The following is a 20679-nucleotide window of genomic DNA, read 5'->3' on the forward strand; positions in this document are numbered from 1 at the left end:
ACTGCCGCATGCCCTGCGGGGCACTTGACGTACGCCGCGGGGCGCTGCGAGTCTCCGGAACATGTTCGCGACGGCCGTTACCGATGCGCGGCCCGCCCGCGCCGGCCGCACCGCGATGCCGCCCGCGTGTCCGGGCCGCTGTACCGCCGCCTGATCCAGGCTGCCCCGCACCGCACGCCGGACGGCTCCCTGCCCGTGGCTCGGCTCCCGGACAGCACCCGTTCGCGGCCGGCCGTCGCACCTCCGCTTTCCTTCCGCTCCCGAATTTCCTTCGCTCCCGAATCGATCAAAGGGATCTGTCATGTCTTCGACCATCACCGCCCCCGCACCCGCCGTTACGGTCCAGAAGCTTGGCGGCCGCATCGGCGCCGTCATCTCCGGGGTGCGCCTCGGCGGCGATCTCGCCCCCGAGACGGTCGCGGCCGTCCGTGCCGCGCTGCTGGCCGACAAGGTCGTCTTCTTCCGCGGCCAGGACCATCTGGACGAGGCCGGTCACGAGGCGTTCGGCCGGCTGCTCGGCACCCCGGTCGCCCACCCGACCGTCCCGTCCGCCGACGGGCGCTACTCGCTCGGCATCGACTCCGACCACGGCGGCCGGGCCAACCAGTGGCACACCGACGTCACGTTCGTCCCCGCCTACCCGGCCTTCTCGATTCTGCGCGCCGTCGTCATCCCGCCGTACGGCGGCAACACCCTGTGGTCCAACACCGCCGCCGCTTATGCCGAGCTGCCGGAGCAGCTGCGCACCCTGGCGGACAGCCTGCGGGCCGTCCACTCCAACGACTACGACTACATCGCCCTGCGGCCGAACGCCCTTCCGGAGGCGCTCGCGAAGTACCAGGAGGTGTTCACCTCGACGAAGTTCCGCACCGAGCACCCGGTGGTCCGCGTCCACCCCGAGACCGGTGAACGCGTGCTGCTGCTCGGCAACTTCGTCCAGCGGATCAGCGGTCTGACCGGTCGCGACTCCCGGGCCCTGGTCGATCTGTTCCAGTCCCACATCGAGCGGCCGGAGAACACGGTGCGCTGGGACTGGCAGGTGGGCGACGTCGCCATCTGGGACAACCGTGCCACCCAGCACTACGGCGTGGACGACTCCGACACCCACGAGCGCAAGCTGCGGCGCGTCACCATCGACGGCGACGTGCCGGTCGGCACCGACGGCCGCCCCTCCACGCTCATCAGCCCGGAAGCCGTGCCCGACCCGTCCTTCGGCATCCCGTCCGGCGCCTCGACGGCGGGCGCCTGACGCGCCTGGGCCGCCCACCGGGCCACCGGCCCCAGCGCGTACGAGGCGCCGAGGACCGTCGCGCCGAGCAGGAGCCAGCCTGCCGTACCCCACCCGACCAGCAGCGCGGTGAGCAGCAGGGGCCCCAGCGTGCGCGCGACGGTCACACCGGTGCCGAAGAAGCCCTGGTACTCGCCGGTGCGCCCCGCCGGCGCCAGGTCGAAGGAGAGCTGCCACGAGCCGGCCGAGTGCAGCATCTCGGCGGCCACCAGCAGCACGGAACCACCGGCCAGGGCGGCCACGGCGACCCACGGCGAGTCCGCCGCCGACAAGGCGAAAACGGCGCAGGTGAGAAACATGAGCCCGCCCGACCGGCGCAGCGCGCGGGCCGCTGTGGTGACGCCGTTCACGGAGCGGGCGGTGCGCACCTGGAAGAGCATCACCGCACCGGTGTTGAGCACGAAGAGCGCGGAGACCACCCACTCGGGGGCCGCCGTCCGCTCGGTGATCCACAGCGGCAGGCCGAGGCTGAGCAGCGGCATCCGCAGGAGCAGCACGGTGTTGAGCAGCGTGACGACGGCGTACGGCCGGTCCCGCAGCACCACGAGCTTCGCGCTCCGATCGCCGGGCACGGCGGCGACGGCCGGCAGCCGGAGCAGGACGAGCGCGCAGAGCAGGAAGCTCGCCGCGTCGACGGCGAACACGGCGAGGTACGCCGCCGTCGTTCCGGCGGACAGCGCGAGGCCGCCGAGCGCGGCGCCCACAGCGAGGCCCGCGTTGAGCGTCGACTGGAGATGGGCGAGCGCCCCGGTGCGCTCCTCCTTGGCGACGAGGCCGGCGAGCAGCGCCTGGCGGGCGGCGGCGAGGCCCGACTGCGCGGTGGCGTAGAGGCAGGCCGCCGCGAGGAACAGGGCGAAGTCCCTGACGACCAGGAAGGACGCGACCGCGACACCGGTCGCGAGGGCGAGCAGGACCGCCGTTCCCCTCGGTCCCCGGCGGTCCGCGAGCCGGCCGAGCGGCACGCCGACGACGGAGCCGACGGCCCAGGCGACGGTGAGCCCGAGCCCGATCCGGGCGGGGGCGAGGCCGACCACATGGGTGAAGTAGAGGGCAGAGGTGACGTAGTAGGCGCCGTCACCGACGGAGTTGCTCAACTGAGCCAGTGACAGCGTGCGTTGCGGCCCGGCCGGCGGCAAGAGGTTCGGCATGACCTGGACGTTACGCGGTAAACGGCTCACCCCTGTGGGGCAGTTCGCGGCCTTGTCAGTGGGCCACTTTCCGCTGCTCCCGCATCCCCGTACGTCTGCGCTCCGCCCCCTGCCGCTCGGCCGCTCAGTCGGAGAAGTGCCGGCGCAGGTGCTGGTCGAAGAACCGCTCGACGAGGCCGGAGGTGAGCGCACCGGTCCGGTCGGGGGCGCGGTCGCCGGACCGGGTGGCCTGAACGGTCGTGGGCAGAGACGGCGTCCGCTCCAGGGCGTCAGTGTTGAAGAAGCCGTGTCCGGCGCCGTGGACCGTCACCAGGGTGGCCTCGCTGCCCGCCTTGTGCAGGGCGTCGAACAGCCGCCGGCTCTGCTCCGGCCCGACCAGGAGATCGACGTCTCCGTGCAGGATGAGGAAGGGAGCGGCCGGCCCGTTCACATGGCTCACCGGGCTTGCCTGGCGCGCGAGTTCGGGGTGGTCGGTCGTCGGCCCGCCGATCAGGCCCCAGGGCGGGGACGCCGGGTCGATGTCGTTGACAACCCCGCCCGGCAGGCTGTCGGCGTCCATGTGCGGGAGATCGGTGGGACCGTATCCGTCGACGACCGCCCCCACTTCGCTGCTGAACTCGGCGTGGCCGCCGTTCCCCTCCCATTCCGGGTCCCCGCCGGTCAGGCCGAGCAGCGCGGCCAGGTGGCCGCCGGCCGAGCTTCCCCAGACGCCGATGCGTTCCGCGTCCAGGCCCCGGTCTTCCGCCACCGAGCGCAGATAGCGCACGGCGGCCTTCACGTCGTGCAGCTGGGCCGGCCAGATCGCCGTGCGGCTCGAGCGGTACTCGACGTCCGCCATGGCATAGCCGCGTTGCGCGAAGAGGCGTCCCAGATGAGGGCCCATGCCCCGGGCGGCCCGCTGCCATCCGCCGCCGGGCAGCCAGACGATGACGGGCCGCGGCCCCGGCACGCCCTCGGGCAGGTACAGGTCCAGTCGCAGTTCACCGCCGGTGCCGGGCTCGGAGAAGACCAGATCGCGCAGCACCGTCACGGGCGGTGCGGGCGCCGTCGGCCCCGGCGGCGTGGTCGAGGCGAGGCCCTCGACGTACGTCTGCATCAGGTTCGCGTTGCGGCCGCGCTGTTCCGCGGCGGCCACCTCGTCCGTCTCCGGTCGGGTGCTCACGCGCCCTCCCACTGCTGGCCCGGGGCCGGAATGTTCCGGTAGCGGGTGAACGCCTGTTGCATCCGGTCCGGGGAGGGGATGAAGGGCACGGTCGGCACGTCCCGTTCCTCCGTCAGGTCGCCCAGCGCCTGGAAGAAGCGCTCGAACCCGCCGGTGGAGACGCCGAGGATCTTGTTGTACTCGCCTTCGGTGCGGTACGAGTGGACGATGCCCGCGGGGACGTAGCCGAAGTCGCCGGGGAGCAGCAGTTTGCTCTCCTGACGGCCGTCGGGGTGTTCGAGGAAGACGCGGGCGGCGCCTTCGACGACGTAGAAGATCTCGTGCACGTCCTCGTGGGAGTGCGCGACGATGAGGTCGCCCTTGGGCTGGCGGGTGGTGAAGACTCCGAACTGGCCCTCCGTCTCGTCCGCCGAGAGCAGGACCGTCACGACGCTGTCGAACAGCTTGGCCCGTTCGCCGTCCCCGTCCTCGAGGAAGAAGGGGGCGGGGCGTCCGGGAAGGACTCCTTCCCAGGACGGCTTCGACCGGCGGTCGGCGACTTGATCGAATGTCACAGGTGCTCCAAGGGGTGGGTGCGCGTGTGACCGAGTCTGCTGACCGGACTCCCCCGGGGCCACGACTTCTTACCCCAAGCATCATGAGGACGAACCTAATCTTGCAGGTCAGGGTGGTGTGCGGCCGTCACTCACCCGTATCCCGCCCGGTCTCGCGGCGCGCCACCCGTACGGCGAGTTCCTCGACGGCGAGAACCGCCGCCGAGGGCGCCCTGGCCGACCGCAGCAGGTAGACGGTGGCGTCGGGCAGTCCTCGTACCGGCACGAACACGACACCGGGCCGGGGCGACCCGGAGACCGCTCCGGCGCCGGCGATGTTGACGCCGAGGCCCGCGGAGCAGATGTCGAGGACCTCCTCGAACGTGGCGGCGACGTAGGCGACCTTGGGCGTGAAGCCGTCGCTGCGGGGCAGCCCCAGCCAGTCGGTGAGTGCCTCGTCGCCCAGGGTCGCGACGAAGTGCTCGTCCGCCACCTCGTCCACGGTGACGCTGTCACGGCCGGCCAGCGGGTGGCCGGCGCCGACCACCAGGACCCTGCCCTCGGACCAGAGCGGCACCGCGTGCAGATCCGGCCCCGAGGGGGCTGCCATGGCCGGTGCGAGGACGATATCGACCAGGCCCGTCCGCAGCGCGGTCAGGGAGCCGTCGAACCCGAGGCGGGTGATCTTCCACCGGGTACCGGGAAAGGCGCGCGCCGCCTCGCTCAGGATGACGGATCCGATGTGGCTTCCGACGACGAGGCCGACGCGCACCACCGCCCCGGCCGCCCGCCGTTCCTCGGCCCAGGACACGACGTCGTCGAGCGCGGCGATGGAGCGGCGGGCCATCGGCAGCAACTCGGAGCCTGTCTCGGTGAGTTCGACGTGGCGTGCGTCCCGTCGGAACAGCGGGGCACCGAACTTCCGTTCCAGCGCGGCGATCTGCTGGCTCAGCGACGGGGCTGAGATGCGCAGGGCCTGCGCGGCACGGGCGAAGTGGAGTTCGTGTGCCACGGCGACGAAGTACCGCAGTTGCTGGACCGTCAGGTCCACGGAGATCCTCCTGGTGCGATGTACCTACGGCAGAGGCAGGCCCGCGTAGTTCTGCGCGAGTTCGGCGGCGGCGTGCGGCGAGGAGGCGATCCTGTCCAGCTGCGAGATCTGCAGCCGTGTGTCGAAGCCGCTCTGCTCGGGGTCGGTGTGGAGCGCGGTGGTCATGAAGTACGAGAAGTGCTCGGCCCGCCACACCCGGCTCAGGCAGGTGTCCGAGTAGGCCTCCAGCAGGTCGGTCGATCCGGTCGTGTGCCGGCGGACCAGGGCGCGGGCCAGCACGGCGACGTCGGCCGCCGCGAGGTTGAGCCCCTTCGCGCCGGTGGGCGGAACGATGTGGGCGGCGTCCCCGGCGAGGAACACCCGGCCGTACCGCATGGGCTCGGTGACGGAACTGCGCATCGGCAGAACGGACTTCGCCGTGATGGGGCCGCGTCGCAGCTTCCAGTCCCCGTCGATGGCGAATCGGGCGTCGAGTTCGTCCCAGATCCGCTCGTCGGCCCAGTCGGCGGGGTCGGTGCCGTTGGGCACCTGGAGGTACAGCCGGCTGACCTCGGGCGACCGCATGCTGTGCAGGGCGAAGCCGCGCGGCGAGTGGGCGTAGATCAGTTCGTCGCAGGACGGGGGCACGTCGGCGAGGATCCCGAGCCAGGAATACGGGTACACCCGGTCGTACGTCCGCTGCACACCGGCCGGGGCCGCGGCGCGGGTGACACCGTGGAACCCGTCGCAGCCCACCACGTAGTCGCAGGTGAGCACCTCGTCGCGGCCCTCATGGGTGTAGTGGACGGCGGGCCGGTCGGTGTCCGCGCCTTCGACCGACGTGACCTGCGCCTCGAAGAACAGCGGTGCACCCTCCGCCAGTTGCAGGGCTATGAGGTCCTTGACGACTTCGGTCTGGGCGTAGACCCACACCCGGCGGCCGTCGGTGAGCGAGGGGAAGTCGACGCGGTGGGCGCGTCCGTCCCAGCGGAGCTCGATGCCGTCGTGCACCAGCCCCTCGGCGTCGAGGCGCTGGGCGGCTCCGGCCTCGCGGAGCGCGTCGACGGTGGGCTGTTCGAGAATGCCGGCGCGCTGACGCTGTTCGACATAGGCGCGGTCGCGGCTCTCCAGGACGACGCAGTCGACGCCTGCGCGGTGCAGCAGACGGGCGAGCAGCAGCCCGGCCGGTCCGCCGCCGATGATCCCTACGGTCGTGTGCATGGGCTACTTCTCCTCTGCGGCATGGGTGATTTCGGCGAGGATCCGGTCGGCCGCGGCGAACGCGCCGTTGGCCGCCGGGACTCCGCAGTAGACGGCTGCCTGGAGCAGGACCTCCTGGACGTCCTCGGGGGTGAGGTCGCCGCTGACGAGGGCGGCGCGCAGGTGCATGGCGAGTTCCTCGTGGTGGCCGAGCGCCACCAGAGCGGTCAGGGTGAGGCAGCGCCGGGTCCGGTGGTCGAGACCGGGCCGGGTCCACACCTCGCCCCAGGCATAGCGGGTGATGAAGTCCTGGAAGACCGCGGTGAAGGGCGTGGTCCGGGCGAGGGCCCGGTCGACGTGCGCGTCACCGAGGACGCTGCGGCGGACGGCAAGGCCGGCAGTGTGCCGGGAGGCGTCGTCGGTGGCGGTCGCGGAGGCTCCCAAGTGGCTGAGCAGCGCGGCCGTTACGGCTGCGGGCCGCTCCACGTTGGCGAGGTGGGAGGCGCCCGGGAGCTCGACCAGTGCCGAGCCGCGCACCGCGTCGGCCAGTTCGCGGGCGTGGGCGACCGGGGTCGCGGGGTCGTCGCGGCCCGCCATGACGAGCGTGGGGGCGGTGATGCCCACCAGTTCGCCGCGCAGGTCGTGTGCGGCGAGCGCGTCGCACAGCGAGGCGTACGCGTGGGGGTCGACGCCCTCGCGCAGGCCGGTCAGGACCGTACGGGCCGCGGGGCTGTCGGCGAAGTCCGCGGTGAACCACCGGCTCGCCGCGGTGTCGGCCACCGGTCCGATGCCTTCGGTCCGCACGAGGGCGGCGCGTGCGTGCCACGCCTGCGGTTCGCCGAAGCGCGCCGAGGAGCAGACGAGCGCGAGCGAGGTGATGCGGTCGGGGTGGTGGACGGCCAGCCAGCTCCCCACGGCGCCGCCGAGGGAGATGCCCGCGTAGGCGAACCGCTCGATGCCGAGGGCGTCGGCGAGGCGGAGCACCTGGCGGCCCAGCTCGGCGACGCCGCTGCCTGTGGGGAACAGCGCGGCGGGCGTGCCGCCGTGGCCGGGCAGGTCCCAGCGGACGACGCGGTGGTCGCGAGCCAGGCCGGCGATCTGCGCGTCCCAGACGGACAGCGCGGTGCCGAGCGACGGCCCGAGAATCAGGGGCGGTGCGGCCGGGGGACCGTCGACCCGGTGGTGGAGAAGGCGCGCGGCGGGGGCGGTGGGCGGGTTGGGGATGGTCATGGTGCTCCTGGACCGGCGGGTGCCGGCGGTGTGAGGTCGGTAGCCGCAGGTGGCGGGGAAGCGGCAGCCGCCGGGCGGGCACGGTACGGGAGCCAGGCCGCCGGGTGGCAGTCGCGGATCGGGTTCTCGGGCTGTGGCCTGCGCGTCATCGCGGCACCGTCCCCTCGTTGCCGCGCCGCAGCGCCCGGTCGACGAGGAGGCCGGCCGACCCGGTGTATCCGGACGGATCGCTGAGGCTCCTCAACTCGTCCGGCGTCACGACGACCGCCAGGGCGGGGTCCTGGGCCAGGGCTTCGTGGAGGCGGATTCCCTCTCGGGCCGCACGGGCGGCTGCATCGGTCACCGCCGTACGGGCCTCGGCCCGTCCGGTCCTGGGTGCGAGGACGGCGACGAGCCGTTCGCTGACGATCAGCCCGCCGGTCGCGTCGAGGTTCTCGCGCATCCGCCCGGGGTGGACGCGCAGCCCTTCGGCAAGGGCGGCCGCGGCGTCGGCGGCTCCGCCGACGGTGCGCAGGGCCTCCCGCAGGGGCTGCCATTCGGCGTGCCACGCTCCGGGCGGGCGCTCGTCCTCGGCTGCGAGCGCCCCGTACAGGATCCCAGCCAGCGCGGGGACCTGACGGGCGGCCGCGGCGATGAGGACGGCACGGGCCGGATTGGCCTTGTGCGGCATCGCCGACGATCCTCCGCCGGTGCTCTCGGAGACCTCGCCGATCTCCGTACGGGAGAGGACGAGGACGTCCGCGGCGAGTTTGCCGAGCGCTCCGGCGGTGAATGCCAGGGCTCCGCCGAGGTCGGCGACCGGCGTGCGCAGGGTGTGCCAGGGCAGCGGGGGCGCGGCAAGTCCGGTGGCGTCGGCGTAGGCCTCGACGAGCGCCAGGCCCGTGTCACCGTCCTGCGCCGCGCCGCCCGGGGCGGCCGCCGTCCCGGGCTCCGCGAACGCCGAGAACGCCGCCAGGGTCCCGGCCGCGCCGCCCAGTTGGACCGGCAGCGCGGCCCGGACCGCCGCGAGCCGGTCGCGCGCGTCGAGGACCAGGCTGCGCCAGCCCGCCGCCTTGAGCCCGAAGGTCGTCGGCACGGCGTGCTGGGTGAGGGTGCGACCGGCCATCGGCGTGTCGCGGTGCTCGGCGGCGACCGTCGCCAGCGCGGCGGCGGCGCGGTCCAGGTCTGCCAGGATCAGGCGCAGGGCCTCGGACGCCACCAGCATGGCGGCGGTGTCGAGGATGTCCTGGCTGGTCGCGCCCCGGTGGACGTGGGCCGCGGCCCGCGGGGAGCGTGCGGCGACGGCGGCCGTCAGGTCGGTGACCAGCGGGATGACCGGGTTGCCGCCGGAGCGGGCCCGCAGCGCCAGGGAGCGCGGGTCGAACCGGGTCGCGTCGGCCGTGGCCGAGGCGACGGCGTCCGCCGTCCCGGCCGGGGCGTGGCCCAGCACTTCCTGGGCGCGGACGAGCGCCGTCTCGGCGGCGAGCAGCGCCCGTACGTACGCCGCGTCGCCCGTCGCGTCCTCGACGGCCGCGCCGGCGCGTACCGGCGCCAGCAGGCCGACGTCCGCCGCCGTGTCAGCCGAAGTCAAGGAAGACCGTCTCCTCATGTACGCCGTCGTACTGCAGGCGGATGTCGAATCGGTGGATGCCGGTCTCCTCCGGCGTGGTGAGGAGCGTGGCCCTCCGTGCCTCGGGAAGTCCCGCGAGCAGCTGGTCCTGTGCGAGTCCCTCCGCGTCGTGCAGATAGGCGCGGGTGTGCAGGTGGTGCGTCAGCCCGCGGGCGAAGACGACGATCGCGAGATACGGGGCCCCGCCCGGCGGCAGCGTCCTGACGGTGTAGTGGCCGTCGGCGTCCGTCGCGACCCGGCCGAAGCCGGTGAACGCGACTCCGTGGCGGCCGATGACCGCACCGGTGACGGGGTCGCGGCGAAGCGAGCCGGGCGCCCCGTGCCGGGAGCCGTCGGGTGCGGGCTGCCACACCTCGATGAGGGCGTCGGGCACCGGCGCACCGGCCCCGTCGAGGACATGGCCGTGCAGGACCACGGAGTCCGGGTGACCGGCCGGCGCGAGGTCGCCGCCGCCCGCGAAGGGCAGGGCGTACCCGTAGAAGGGGCCGACGGTCTGGGACGGCGTGGGCAGAAGCTCACCGGAGGCGGAGGCGGAGGCGGAGGCGGAAGCGGAAGCGGAAGCGGAAGCGGAAGCGGGGACCGAGACGGTGGCGGGCTCGGCGGCGGGTATGGCGGCGGACATCAGCGGCCCTCCTCGATCCAGGTGGCGGACGGGCCGTCGAGGACGATGTCCCAGCGGTAGCCGAGCGACCATTCGGCGGTGGACAGGTCGTGGTCGTACGCCGCGACGAGACGGCCGCGGGCGTCGTCGTCGGTGACGGACTGCAGGATCGGGTCGTAGGCGAAGAGCGGGTCGCCCGGGAAGTACATCTGGGTGATCAGCCGCTGCGTGAACGCGTCCCCGAACAGGGAGAAGTGGATGTGCGCGGGGCGCCAGGCGTTGGTGTGGTTGCGCCACGGGTAGGCGCCGGGCTTGACGGTGACGAAGGAGTACGCGCCCTGGTCGTCGGTCAGGCAGCGGCCCACGCCGGTGAAGTTCGGGTCGAGGGGGGCGGGGTGCTGGTCGCGCAGGTGGGCGTAGCGGCCCGACGCGTTGGCCTGCCAGACCTCGACGAGCTGGCCGCGCACGGGACGGCCCGACCGGTCGAGGACCCGCCCGGTGACCGTGATCCGCTCGCCCAGCGGTTCTCCGTGGTGCTGCCGCGTCAGGTCGTGGTCGAGTTCGGTGATGTCGGTGACGCCGAAGACGGGGCCGGTCAGCTCGACGGCCTCGGGGTCGGCGCCTACGGGAATCAGCGGCTGCTTCGGGTGGCGCAGGGTGCTGCTGCGGTAGGGGGCGTAGTCCCGGGCGGGGTGCGGGCGCACGGGTGCGCCGCCGGCCAGCGATGTGGCGTAGTCCTCGCGTGCCTCGGTGATCTCGGCGGTGATGTCGGCCTGGGTCAGCGCGCGCGGGGCGGCCGGGGCGGTTGGCGGGGTCATGGGTGTGGCTGCTTCCTTTCCGGTACGGGGCGGCTGCCCGCTCACCGCTCGGTCGTTCCGGTGACGCGGACCGGGGCGGCGGTCCGGGCGAGCACCTCGTCGGCGTCGACGCCGGGTGCACTCTCCACCAGGACGAGACCGTCGGGGGTCACGTCGAGCACGGCCAGATCCGTGATGATCCGGTGGACACAGGCGCGGCCGGTGAGCGGCAGGGTGCACTCTTCGACGATCTTGGGGCTGCCGTCCTTGGCGGTGTGGGTCATCGTCACGATGACCCGGCGGGCCCCGTGCACGAGGTCCATGGCGCCGCCGATCCCGGTGACGAGCTTGCCGGGGACGGCCCAGTTGGCGAGGTCGCCGCCGGCGGACACCTGCATGGCGCCGAGCACGGCCGTGTCGATATGGCCGCCGCGGATCATGCCGAAGGAGAGCGCCGAGTCGAAGAACGAGGCCCCGGGCAGGACGGTCACCGTTTCCTTGCCCGCGTTGATCAGGTCGGGGTCGACGTCCTCGTCGTACGGGAAGGGGCCGGTGCCCAGGATGCCGTTCTCGGATTCGAGGACGACGTGCACCCCCTCGGGCAGGTGGTTGGGGATCAGCGTCGGAAGGCCGATGCCCAGGTTGACGTACTCGCCGTCGCGGAGTTCCGCGGCCGCGCGGGCGGCCATCTCCTGCCGGTTCCAGCTCATCGGTGGCCGTCCTCGTCCGGGTTGGTCCGTGGTGTCACGGTGCGCTGCTCGATCCTCTTGTCGGCCGCCTGATCCGGGGTCAGGGCGACCACGCGCCGGACGAAGATGCCGGGCAGGTGAACGTGGTCGGGGTCGATCTCGCCGGGCTCGACCAGTTCCTCGACCTCGGCGATCGTGACGCGGCCCGCCATGGCGGCGAGGGGGTTGAAGTTGCGGGACGCCTTGTTGAAGACGAGGTTCCCGTGCCGGTCCCCCCTGGCCGCCCTGACGAGCGCGAAGTCGGTGCGGATGCCGCGCTCCAGGACGTAGGGGGTGCCGTCGAAGTCGCGTACCTCCTTGGCCGGCGAGGTGACCGCTACGCCGCCGTCGCCGTCGTAGCGCCAGGGCATTCCGCCGTCGGCGACGAGGGTGCCGACTCCGGCCGGCGTGTAGAACGCGGGGATGCCCGAGCCGCCGGCACGCAGGCGCTCGGCGAGGGTGCCCTGCGGGATGAGTTCGAGTTCCAGCTCACCGGCCAGGTACTGGCGCCCGAATTCCTTGTTGCCGCCGATGTACGAGCCGGTGACCCGGCTGATCCGGCCCGCCGAGAGCAGGACCGCGAGCCCGGAGTCCTGCGCGCCGCAGTTGTTGGACACGACGCGCAGGTCCTTCGTCCCCCGTTCGTGGAGGGCCGCGATCAGGGCGTCGGGGACGCCGCTGAGTCCGAAGCCGCCCACCGCGACCGAGGCGCCGTCCGGCACGTCGGCCACGGCTTGCGCGGCGGAGGCGACCACCTTGTCCATGGGACCGTTCCTCACTCGTTCACAGAACTTGTTCGCATAGTGAAGTTTCTTTCACTATTCTTGGCACGGAGTCTGCCGCCCGCCCGGAGACCTGTCAACGGTCGGCGGCCCACCGGACGGACGGTCCGCTGCCCTCGTCCGCCGGTGTTCATACTTGTGTCCTCACGACGCACGACGGAGAGCCGATGCCACCGCCCCACACGCTTCAGCAGACCGAGACGCCGGCGCCGGCCGAGGCCGTCGCCCCGCTCATGCGCGGCATCGCGGTCCTGCGCCGGCTCACCGACGAGGGCGGGACGATGAGCCCGAGCGCCATCGAGCGCACCACCGGCCTGGCCCGGTCCACGGTCGACCGGATCACCGCCACCCTGGCCCGCATGGAGTACGTACGCGTGGACGGCCGCGACGTCACGCTCGCCCCGCGCCTGATGGAGCTGGGCAACGCCTATCTCTCCGCGCTCCGCCTTCCGTCCCTGCTCGGCGCGCGCGCCGACGCGCTGGCGGACGAACTCGACGAGTCGGTGTCCCTGGCGGTCGGCGACGACGACGGCATCCGCTTCATCCATCAGGCCACCCGGCGCCGCGCGATGTCGCTGAGCTTCCGCATCGGTGACCTGCTGCCCGCCGAACGCACCGCGCCGGGGCCGCTGTTGGCGGCCGGCTGGGACGCACACCAGTGGCAGCGGTGGCGGGAGCGGCGGGCCGCGGACCCCGACGGTCTGGCCTTCACCGCGATCCCCCCGTCCCCGCCCACGGACGAGAAGGGCTTCTCCGTACGCGCGCAGCGGGCGCGTCACGACGGCTGGGCGCTCGACGACCAGTCGATCGAGCCCGGTCTCGTCGCCCTCGCGGTGCCGGTCCGCTCCCCCGGGGGCGAAGCGGCCTGCTTCGTCAGCGTCGTGAGCCACACCAGCCGGCACACCGCGGCTTCCCTGCGCGACACCCTGCTGCCCCGGCTGCTGGCGGCCGCCGCCGCGATGGAAGAGGACCTCCGGCAGGCACCTCCCCCCATCGCCCCGGACTCCCCCGCGGCGCTGGCCTCCTGGACCGGCGCCTCCAAGCAGGAACTGGGCCGCGAGTTCAACGAGTCGCTCGCACGCGGCCTCACCGTGCTCGCCGCATTCGGCGAGGGCCGGGACGCGCTGACGCTGACCGACGTGGCGCGAGCCACCGGGCTGGCCAGGGCGACCGCCCGGCGCGCGCTGATCACCCTCGAGCACCTCGGATACGTCACCGCACAGGCGCGGGCCCACCACCTCACCCCGCGCGTCCTGGCCCTCGGCTACCCGCCGTTGTCCCGCGCGACGCTGCCGCAGATCGCGCAACCCCACCTGGCCGCCCTGACCGGGCAGGTCAGGGACTCGGCCTCGCTCGCCGTCCTCGTCGGCGACGACGTCCAGTACACCGGCCGCGTGGCGACCCGGCGCATCATGAACGTCAACATCACGGTCGGTACGCGCTTCCCCGCCCACGCGACCTCCATGGGCCGCGTCCTGCTCGCGGCTCTGCCGCCGGCGGAGCGCGAGAGCCGCCTCGCCCGGACGGAGCCGGACGCTCTCACCCCGTACACCATCACCCGCCCCGCCGAGCTCCGCACCGTCCTGGACCGTGTCCGGGCGGACGGCTACGCGCTGGTCGACGAGGAGCTGGAGGTGGGGCTGCGTTCGGTCGCCGTCCCCCTCCACGACCGCCGCGGAACCGTCGTGGCGGCGGTCAACGTGGCCATGCACAGCAGCAGCCGCACACGGCAGGAGTGCGTGACGGACGTGCTGCCCCGCCTGCGCGCGGCGGCCGGCCGCATCGAGGCCGACCTGCACATCACCGAGCGGTTCGTACGGGTCCCGGCGATGTGATCCCGCGGGGCACCGCTCGACAGCGAGCCGTCCCGCGCCCGACTCCCGTTGGGCGAACAGCAAGGCCCCACGGCGGGCGCGCGAAAACCATCAGGCGATGACAAGGCCCGGCTGCTAAGATCGTCGGGCCGTTCAGCGTGTACCGAGGAGACCAGACATGGCAGGCGACGACGACATCTCCGGGTGATACCCGGAGCCGATCGGCCACAGCGGGCGCCCAGGGGCGCCACCGCAGTGGCCATGTCGTTGTTCCCTTTCTGCCACTCCCCCGGGACGGCGCTCCGTGCCGACCCCGGATTCACACGCGAGGTCTTCCGCATGTCCGACGCATCCGTCATCTGCTCGAACCTCTCCTTCTCCTGGCCCGACGACACGCCCGTCTTCACCGGTCTGTCGTTCACCGTGGGCGCCGGCCGTACCGGCCTGGTCGCACCCAATGGATCGGGCAAGAGCACCCTGCTCAAGCTGATCGCCGGGGAGCTGCGCCCCGCCTCAGGATCAGTGTCCGTGGGCGGCACACTCGGCTATCTCCCGCAGAGCCTGCCCCTGACCGGCGAGCTGTCGGTGGCCGAGGTCCTGGGCGTCGACGCGGTGATCCGCGCGCTGAACGCCGTGGAGTCCGGAGACGTGGACGAGGACCACTTCGCCGTCATCGGCGATGACTGGGACATCGAGGAACGCACCCGCGCCCAGCTGGACCGGCTCGGGCTGGAGGGCATCGCCCTCGACCGCGCCATCGGCACGCTCAGCGGCGGCCAGGTCGTGTCGCTCGGGCTGGCCGCCCAATTGCTGAAGCGGCCCGACGTACTCCTGCTCGACGAGCCGACCAACAACCTGGACGCCGACGCGCGCCGCACGCTCCACGACGCCCTGGAAGCGTGGAACGGCGCCCTGCTGCTCGTCAGCCACGACCGCGCGCTGCTCGACCGCATGGAGCGCATCGCCGAGCTCCACCCGGACGAACTACGTCTGTACGGAGGCGACTTCACCGCGTACGAGGAGTCCGTGCGGGCCGAGCAGGACGTCGCCGAGAAGAACGTCCGCAGCGCCGAACAGGAGCTGAAGCGGGAGAAGCGGGAGCTGCAGCAGGCCCGTGAGCGTGCCGAGCGACGCGCGAGCAACGCGGCCCGCAACCTGAAGAGCGCGGGTCTGCCGCGCATCTTCGCCGGGAACATGAAGCGGGGCGCCCAGGAGTCCGCCGGGCGGGCCGGCCAGACCCATGCCGCCCGGGTCGGCGACGCCAAGGCGCGGCTCGACGAGGCGGGCCGGGCCGTGCGCGACGAGCAGCGCATCACCCTCGAGCTCCCGGAGACCGACGTACCCGCCGGGCGTACCGTCCTGCTCGGCGAGCGGATGCGGGTCCGCCACGGCGGCCGGGAGCAGTTCGCCGGCCAGGGCGTCGACCTGACGATCCGAGGGCCCGAGCGCATCGCGCTCACCGGACCCAACGGAGCGGGAAAGAGCACCCTGTTGCGACTGATCAACGGCGACCTGCCGCTGGACGGCGGAGAGATCAGGCGGGCCGAGGGCCGGATCGCGTATCTCTCGCAACGTCTCGACCTGCTCGACCTCGACCGCACGGTGGCCGAGAACTTCGCCGCGTTCGCCCCGCACCGCCCGGAGGCGGAGCGGATGAACCTGCTCGCGCGTTTCCTGTTCCGCGGCGACCGCGCCCATCTGCCCGTCGGGGTCCTGTCCGGCGGCGAGCGGCTGCGGGCCACGCTGGCCTGCGTCCTGTGCGCGGAGCCTGCCCCGCAGCTGCTGCTCCTGGACGAGCCGACGAACAACCTCGACCTGGTCAGCGCCGGTCAGCTGGAGGGTGCACTGGGCTCCTACCGGGGAGCGTTCGTGGTCGTCAGCCACGATGAGCGGTTCCTCGAGCGGATCGGGGTGGACCGGTGGCTGCGGCTGGCCGGCGGGGAACTGGTGGAGACCGGGGCGCCTCAGACGTGACGCGCCGACGTGCCGTACCCGGCCCGCGCCCGAGGCCTCGCCCGGCGGGCCCGCAACCGACCACGTCGGAGGCGACGATGACCCACCCCGCACGCCCGCCCGCCCTGCTCGCACACGACCTCGTCCGCACCTTCGGCGCGCGGCGCGTACTCGACGGGGTGTCCCTCACCGCCGCGCCCGGTCACCGCATCGGCCTGATCGGGGAGAACGGAGTCGGCAAGTCGACTCTGCTGCGGCTCCTGGCCGGGACGGACGAACCCGACTCCGGCAGCGTCACCAGGCCTGCCGATGTGGGCTTCCTGCACCAGGAGACGGCGTTCGACGCCGGGGCGGCCATCGCCGACGTGCTGGACGACGCCCTGCGGGAGGCCCGGGCGGACCTGGCGGAGCTCGACCGGCTCTCCGGGCTGCTCGCCCGCACCCCGCAGAGCTCCCCGGACCACGCCGCGGTCCTGGAGGCGTACGGCGGGCGGCTGGAGCAGGCGGAGGAACGCGAGACGTGGGACGCCGACCGGCGCGCCGCGATCCTGCTCACCGGGCTCGGCCTCGGGGCCCTGCCGCACGGGCGGACACTCGGCTCGCTCTCGGGCGGGCAGCGCGGCCGCCTGGCACTCGCCGCGCTACTGGTGCGGCGGCCCTCCGCCCTGCTGCTGGACGAGCCGACCAACCACCTCGACGACGAGGCCGCCGCGTTCGTGGAGGAGCAGCTGCGCGCCATGCCGGGCCCCGTGGTGATCGCCAGTCACGACCGGGCCTTCCTCGACGCCGTCTGCACGGATCTGATCGACCTCGATCCGGCGGTCGACGGCCCCGTACGGTACGGCGGCGGCTACAGCGCCTATCTGACCGAGAAGCGGGCCGAACGGACACGGTGGGAACGCCGCCATGCCGAGGAGCAGCAGGAGCTGGAGGCGCTGCGGCGCTCGGCCGAGGTGACCGCGCGCATGGTCGCGCCCGACCGGGGTCCGCGCGACAACGAGAAGATGGGGTACGGCCTGCGGGCCGGCCGCGTACAGAGCCAGATCGCGCGCCGGGTCCGCAACGCCTCCCGCCGACTGGACGAGCTGGAACGCAACAGGATCGGGGAGCCGCCCCCGCCTCTGCGGTTCCGGTACGCCTCTCTGGCGGGGCCGTCGGCGGAGGGGACCCTCGTGTCCCTGCGCGGGGTACGGGTTCCGGGCCGCCTGACCGTCGGCCGGCTCGACGTCATGGCGACCGAACGGCTGCTGGTCACGGGCGGCAACGGCGCGGGGAAGTCGACGCTCCTCGCGGTACTGGCCGGGGGTACGGCGGCCGAGGCACTGGCCGTCGAGGGTGACGTGGGCCGACGCCCGGGGCTGACGGTGGGGATGCTCACCCAGGACACGGAGTTCGCCCGGCCGGACCTCTCCGTCCGGGAGACGTACGAGAAGGCGCTGGGCTTCGAACGGGCCGAGGAGGTGCCGCTGGTCTCCCTCGGTCTGCTGCCCGAGGGAGACCTGGGCAAGCCGGTGGGACAGGTGTCTTCCGGCCAGCGCCGCAGGCTCGCCCTGGCCGTGCTGACGGCACGCCCGCCGCAGCTCCTGCTGCTGGACGAGCCCACGAACCATCTGTCCCCGCGCCTGTGCGACGAGTTGGAGGAGGCCCTGGGGACGGGCCCCGGGGCCATCGTCCTGGCCAGCCACGACCGCTGGCTGCGCAGGCGCTGGCAGGGCCGGGAGCTCGCTCTGCGCCCGGAGGGCGGGAGGAACTAGGACGCGGCCGGCGCGGCGACCTCGATCAGCAGGGCCTGCCCGGGGTTGAGCGTCGGCATGGGCAGCCCCGCGCGGGTCAGTACCGTGCCGGGCATCGGCGTCCAGCCCTCGACCGCCGCCCGGTACCAGGCGGGAGCGGTGACCTGGTGCATGGACGGCAGCCCCGCCTCCGTGCGGACGCGGACCCGGTAGGGGCGGCCGGGGGTCAGGCCGGGGAGCCGGACGCGGCCCGACTGGGCCGGCAGGGACGTCTCCGTCCGCGCCCAGCAGTACAGCGCGGCGGCGGCGTCCGGTGCGACGACTCCGTGCAGGAACGTCGCGTCGTCGTCGAGGTCCGCCCTGACCACCCGCCCGCCGTGCAGCAGGCCGCGTACCTCCTTGTACAGAGCCGCCCACCTGGTCAGTGCCTGCCGCTCCTCGGGGGTGCGCGCCGTCAGGTCGTCCTCGATGCCCGCGTGCCCGAACAATGCGGTGATCAGGCGGAACGAGTCGTCCGCGACCCGGCCGGTCGTATGGCTGCGCGGGCCCCCGACATGGGCGCCGATGAGCTCGGGCGGCAGGAGCTGCGCCGTCCAGCGCTGGATGGACTGGCGCTCCACGGGATCGTTGCAGTCCGAAGCCCACACCCGGTCCGTGCGGGCGAGGACTCCGAGGTCGACGCGTCCGCCCCCGCTGGAGCACGATTCGATCTCCAGGCCGGGCCGGCGGGACCTGAGCGCGTCCATCAGCCGGTACAGCGCCCGGGTCTGGGCGTGCACGCCGGGCCGGTCACCGCCGTGCGCGTCGCGGTGGACGGCCTCGTGCAGTTCCCGGTTGTGGTCCCACTTGAGATAGTCGACGCGGTATTCGGCGACGAGGGCGTCCAGTGACTCCAGGAGGTAGGCGAACGCCTCCTCGTGGGCCACGTTCAGCACGTACTGATTGCGGGAGCTCGGCCCCAGGCCCGCGGACGGGCCGAGGATCCAGTCGGGGTGCTCGCGCGCGAGGTGCGAGCGGAGGTTCACCATCTCCGGCTCCACCCAGAGCCCGAACTGCATGCCGTGGGCGTGCACCCGGTCCGCCAGCGGGGTCAGCCCCTGGGGCCACATCCGCGGGTCGACCGTCCAGTCGCCGAGTCCGGCCGTGTCGTCGCGCCGGCCGAGGAACCAGCCGTCGTCCAGCACGAGGCGTTCCACCCCGGCCTCGGCGGCGGCGTCGGCCAGCGCCAGGAGCCGTTCGGGCCGGTGGTCGAAGTAGACCGCCTCCCAGGTGTTCAGGGTCAGCGGACGTGGCGTGGACGGGTGACCGGGACGGGAGCGGAGCATCGTGTGGAAGCGGCCGGCGAGACCGTCCAGGCCCTCGGCGGACCAGGCGAAATAGCACTCGGGTGAGGTGTAGCTGTCGCCAGGGGCGAGCCGGATCTCGCCGGCCGAGAGCAGCTCGCCCCCGCCGAGGACGCCACCGTGCACTCCGGCGCCTTCGGGCAGCCGTTCGGCGAGCCAGCGCTGGTTGCCGCTCCAGCCGACGTGCAGTGCCCAGACCTCGCCCGTACGGAATCCGAACCCGGGCACGCCGACCGTCAGCAGATGGGGCGCGTCCAGACCGGGGCGCCCTCGGCGGACCTCGCGGACATGGCCGGCGAAGGCGAACCGGCCGCGCTGCGGGGAGCGTTCGCGGCACCACTTGCCGGTGAAGTCCAGGATCTCCTGGGCCCGGTTCGGCAGCGGGAGCAGGGCGGTGGTGGCGGCAAGGTCGTAGGGGGCGGGGCCGGGTGCGCCGGCCGGGGAGGACATCCGGGTGCGCACGGCCAGCACGCCGGACGGGTCGAGCCGGTAGGTGAGGGTGAGGTCGAGCCCGGCGTCGGTGTCGCTGAGCGCGATGACGAGCGCGTCCGGGCGCTCCTCGGCGCCGGTCATCGTGACGCGGGGCGTGGTGGCCGTCCCGGCCCGGTGGCCCTCGTGGGCGGGGGTGCCCGACCAGCCGTCGGCCTGGGTGGGCCAGATGGTGAACTGCCGTGGTTCGTCGAGCGCGCAGTGGAGCGAGGCGGCGTCCGCCGACAGCGCCAGGCATGCGAGGTCCTCGTCGGGCAGCTCCCCGAGGTCCTCCCCCCAGTGCAGGACGCGGGGCACAGGGGTGCGGAGCTCGACGACGAAACTCACTCCGGCCGCGCGCAGGTGCGCGATCCGGGTGGTGCTGCGGGTCATGCCGTGTCCTCTCGGGACGAGGGGGCGGTTCGCGTCCCGCCCCCTCGTCCGGTCAGGCGTAGGGGGCGAAGGGAATCCCGGCGGGCTTCGCCCGGTCCAGGTGGCCGGCGAAGTTGCCGTCCTTCAGACCGAAGACGGCACTGCCGAAGTCGGCCTGGACCAGCTTCTCCCGGATGCCTGCGGGATAACCGTTCCAGCCGACCAGGTCGGGGAACTGCCACTCGTGGTAGTGGTTCTCCGGCGGTTCGTCGCCCGTGGTCGCGCGGCGGAAGCAGTGCGTCCCGATTCCGTCCTTGTGGTAGACGACCTTCGGGTGCGTCCCGTCCCACAGCATGGCGTCCTGGCCGTACACGCTGAAGGCGCCGTGGGCGGAGGTGGACACGTACTTCGCCTCGTTGTCCTGCACCCACACCACGACGTGCTCCCAGTCGTGACGGTGCCCGCCGAGACCGCTTCCGGCCACGGCCTGATCCTTCTCGAAATAGAGGCCGTACATGATGGCGCACCAGCCGTTGTTGCACAGGGAGCGTGCATAGCCGTTGGTGTTGTCCAGGTCCCAGGAGTCGTGGCAGCTGCCGTTGACGGCGCCCGTGGTCTTCAGTCCGGGCGCGATGGCCCCGTCGGGGCCGATGGCGGGTGTCGGATAGCAACCGTCGCCGTCGTAGTCGAAGGCGGGCTGGAACGTCTGCTCCAGCCCGTCCGCGCGGGCGGGCAGCGCGCCCGGCACGGCGGCGAAGGCGCTGCCGGAAGCGGCGACGACGAGCACCGTGGCAGTGGAAAGGGTGAGTAACGCGTTGCGGAGTCGTCCTGTGTGCTTCATTGCTTCCTCCTGGATCACGCCAGCCGGACATAGCCCTGCCATGGCAT

At 73.1% G+C, this 20679-nt stretch carries 16 protein-coding genes and 1 pseudogene; 4 read left to right on the forward strand and 13 right to left on the reverse strand.

What is annotated here, in order from left to right; genetic code table 11:
• The first annotated feature begins 301 nt into the window (after positions 1-301).
• Positions 302-1249, forward strand: a complete 948-nt coding sequence (locus ABTX18_RS01195; RefSeq protein WP_352120632.1) for a TauD/TfdA dioxygenase family protein — start codon at positions 302-304, stop codon at positions 1247-1249.
• On the opposite strand, the pseudogene ABTX18_RS01200 reads toward ABTX18_RS01195, so the two are convergent.
• The 11 genes and pseudogenes from ABTX18_RS01200 to ABTX18_RS01250 form a co-directional block, all read right to left on the reverse strand.
• Positions 1249-2436: pseudogene (locus ABTX18_RS01200) on the reverse strand (MFS transporter); the annotation flags it as partial. The gene ABTX18_RS01195 and the pseudogene ABTX18_RS01200 overlap by 1 nt on opposite strands.
• 124 nt (positions 2437-2560) lie before the next feature.
• A complete protein-coding gene (locus ABTX18_RS01205) occupies positions 2561-3598 on the reverse strand; it encodes a prolyl oligopeptidase family serine peptidase (protein ID WP_352120633.1) in 1038 nt (345 codons plus the stop codon).
• Entirely contained in the window at positions 3595-4152 is a 558-nt protein-coding gene (locus ABTX18_RS01210) for a quercetin 2,3-dioxygenase (RefSeq protein ID WP_352120634.1), read from the reverse strand. The genes ABTX18_RS01205 and ABTX18_RS01210 overlap by 4 nt, the downstream gene beginning before the upstream one ends.
• A 127-nt stretch (positions 4153-4279) precedes the next feature.
• On the reverse strand, positions 4280-5182 hold the full coding sequence (locus tag ABTX18_RS01215; RefSeq protein WP_352120635.1) for a LysR family transcriptional regulator: 903 nt from the start codon (positions 5180-5182) through the stop codon (positions 4280-4282).
• Positions 5183-5206: 24 nt separating this feature from the next.
• Positions 5207-6382 (reverse strand): 4-hydroxybenzoate 3-monooxygenase, encoded by a 1176-nt coding sequence (locus tag ABTX18_RS01220; protein WP_352120636.1) that lies wholly within the window; start codon positions 6380-6382, stop codon positions 5207-5209.
• Between the two features lie 3 nt (positions 6383-6385).
• Positions 6386-7591: a bifunctional 3-oxoadipate enol-lactonase/4-carboxymuconolactone decarboxylase PcaDC gene (pcaDC, locus tag ABTX18_RS01225; protein WP_352120637.1), complete on the reverse strand. Its 1206-nt coding sequence runs from the start codon at positions 7589-7591 to the stop codon at positions 6386-6388.
• A 145-nt stretch (positions 7592-7736) separates the two neighbouring features.
• Positions 7737-9161 carry a 3-carboxy-cis,cis-muconate cycloisomerase gene (pcaB, locus tag ABTX18_RS01230; protein WP_352120638.1) on the reverse strand — a complete coding sequence of 475 codons (1425 nt, stop codon included), beginning with the start codon at positions 9159-9161 and terminating at the stop codon, positions 7737-7739.
• Positions 9148-9822: a protocatechuate 3,4-dioxygenase subunit alpha gene (gene pcaG, locus ABTX18_RS01235; protein ID WP_352120639.1), complete on the reverse strand. Its 675-nt coding sequence runs from the start codon at positions 9820-9822 to the stop codon at positions 9148-9150. Before pcaG ends, pcaB begins: the two co-directional genes overlap by 14 nt.
• A complete protein-coding gene (gene pcaH / locus ABTX18_RS01240; protein ID WP_352120640.1) occupies positions 9822-10619 on the reverse strand; it encodes a protocatechuate 3,4-dioxygenase subunit beta in 798 nt (265 codons plus the stop codon). The genes pcaG and pcaH overlap by 1 nt, the downstream gene beginning before the upstream one ends.
• Positions 10620-10660: 41 nt before the next feature.
• A complete protein-coding gene (locus tag ABTX18_RS01245) occupies positions 10661-11308 on the reverse strand; it encodes a CoA transferase subunit B (RefSeq protein WP_352120641.1) in 648 nt (215 codons plus the stop codon).
• Positions 11305-12090: a CoA transferase subunit A gene (locus tag ABTX18_RS01250; protein WP_352120642.1), complete on the reverse strand. Its 786-nt coding sequence runs from the start codon at positions 12088-12090 to the stop codon at positions 11305-11307. The genes ABTX18_RS01245 and ABTX18_RS01250 overlap by 4 nt, the downstream gene beginning before the upstream one ends.
• A gap of 185 nt (positions 12091-12275) precedes the next feature.
• Between ABTX18_RS01250 and ABTX18_RS01255 the strand changes: the two genes are divergently transcribed.
• From ABTX18_RS01255 to ABTX18_RS01265, 3 genes are all read left to right on the forward strand, one after another.
• Positions 12276-13943, forward strand: coding sequence for an IclR family transcriptional regulator domain-containing protein (locus ABTX18_RS01255; protein WP_352120643.1), 1668 nt, complete (start codon positions 12276-12278; stop codon positions 13941-13943).
• A 318-nt stretch (positions 13944-14261) separates the two neighbouring features.
• Complete coding sequence (locus tag ABTX18_RS01260) at positions 14262-15896, forward strand: ABC-F family ATP-binding cassette domain-containing protein (protein WP_352120644.1); 1635 nt, start codon at positions 14262-14264, stop codon at positions 15894-15896.
• Between the two features lie 77 nt (positions 15897-15973).
• The gene (locus ABTX18_RS01265; protein ID WP_352120645.1) at positions 15974-17629 is read left to right on the forward strand and encodes an ABC-F family ATP-binding cassette domain-containing protein; all 1656 of its coding nucleotides are present in this window, start codon (positions 15974-15976) and stop codon (positions 17627-17629) included.
• Here the strand turns inward: ABTX18_RS01265 and ABTX18_RS01270 are convergent.
• Positions 17626-19812 carry an alpha-galactosidase gene (locus ABTX18_RS01270; protein WP_352120646.1) on the reverse strand — a complete coding sequence of 729 codons (2187 nt, stop codon included), beginning with the start codon at positions 19810-19812 and terminating at the stop codon, positions 17626-17628. The two genes, ABTX18_RS01265 and ABTX18_RS01270, sit on opposite strands and share 4 nt — an antisense overlap.
• 52 nt (positions 19813-19864) lie before the next feature.
• The gene (locus tag ABTX18_RS01275) at positions 19865-20632 is read right to left on the reverse strand and encodes an NPP1 family protein (RefSeq protein ID WP_352120647.1); all 768 of its coding nucleotides are present in this window, start codon (positions 20630-20632) and stop codon (positions 19865-19867) included.
• Between the last annotated feature and the right edge of the window lie 47 nt (positions 20633-20679).

The organism is Streptomyces sp. NPDC096323 (genome assembly GCF_040302845.1).
Lineage (GTDB): Bacteria > Actinomycetota > Actinomycetes > Streptomycetales > Streptomycetaceae > Streptomyces.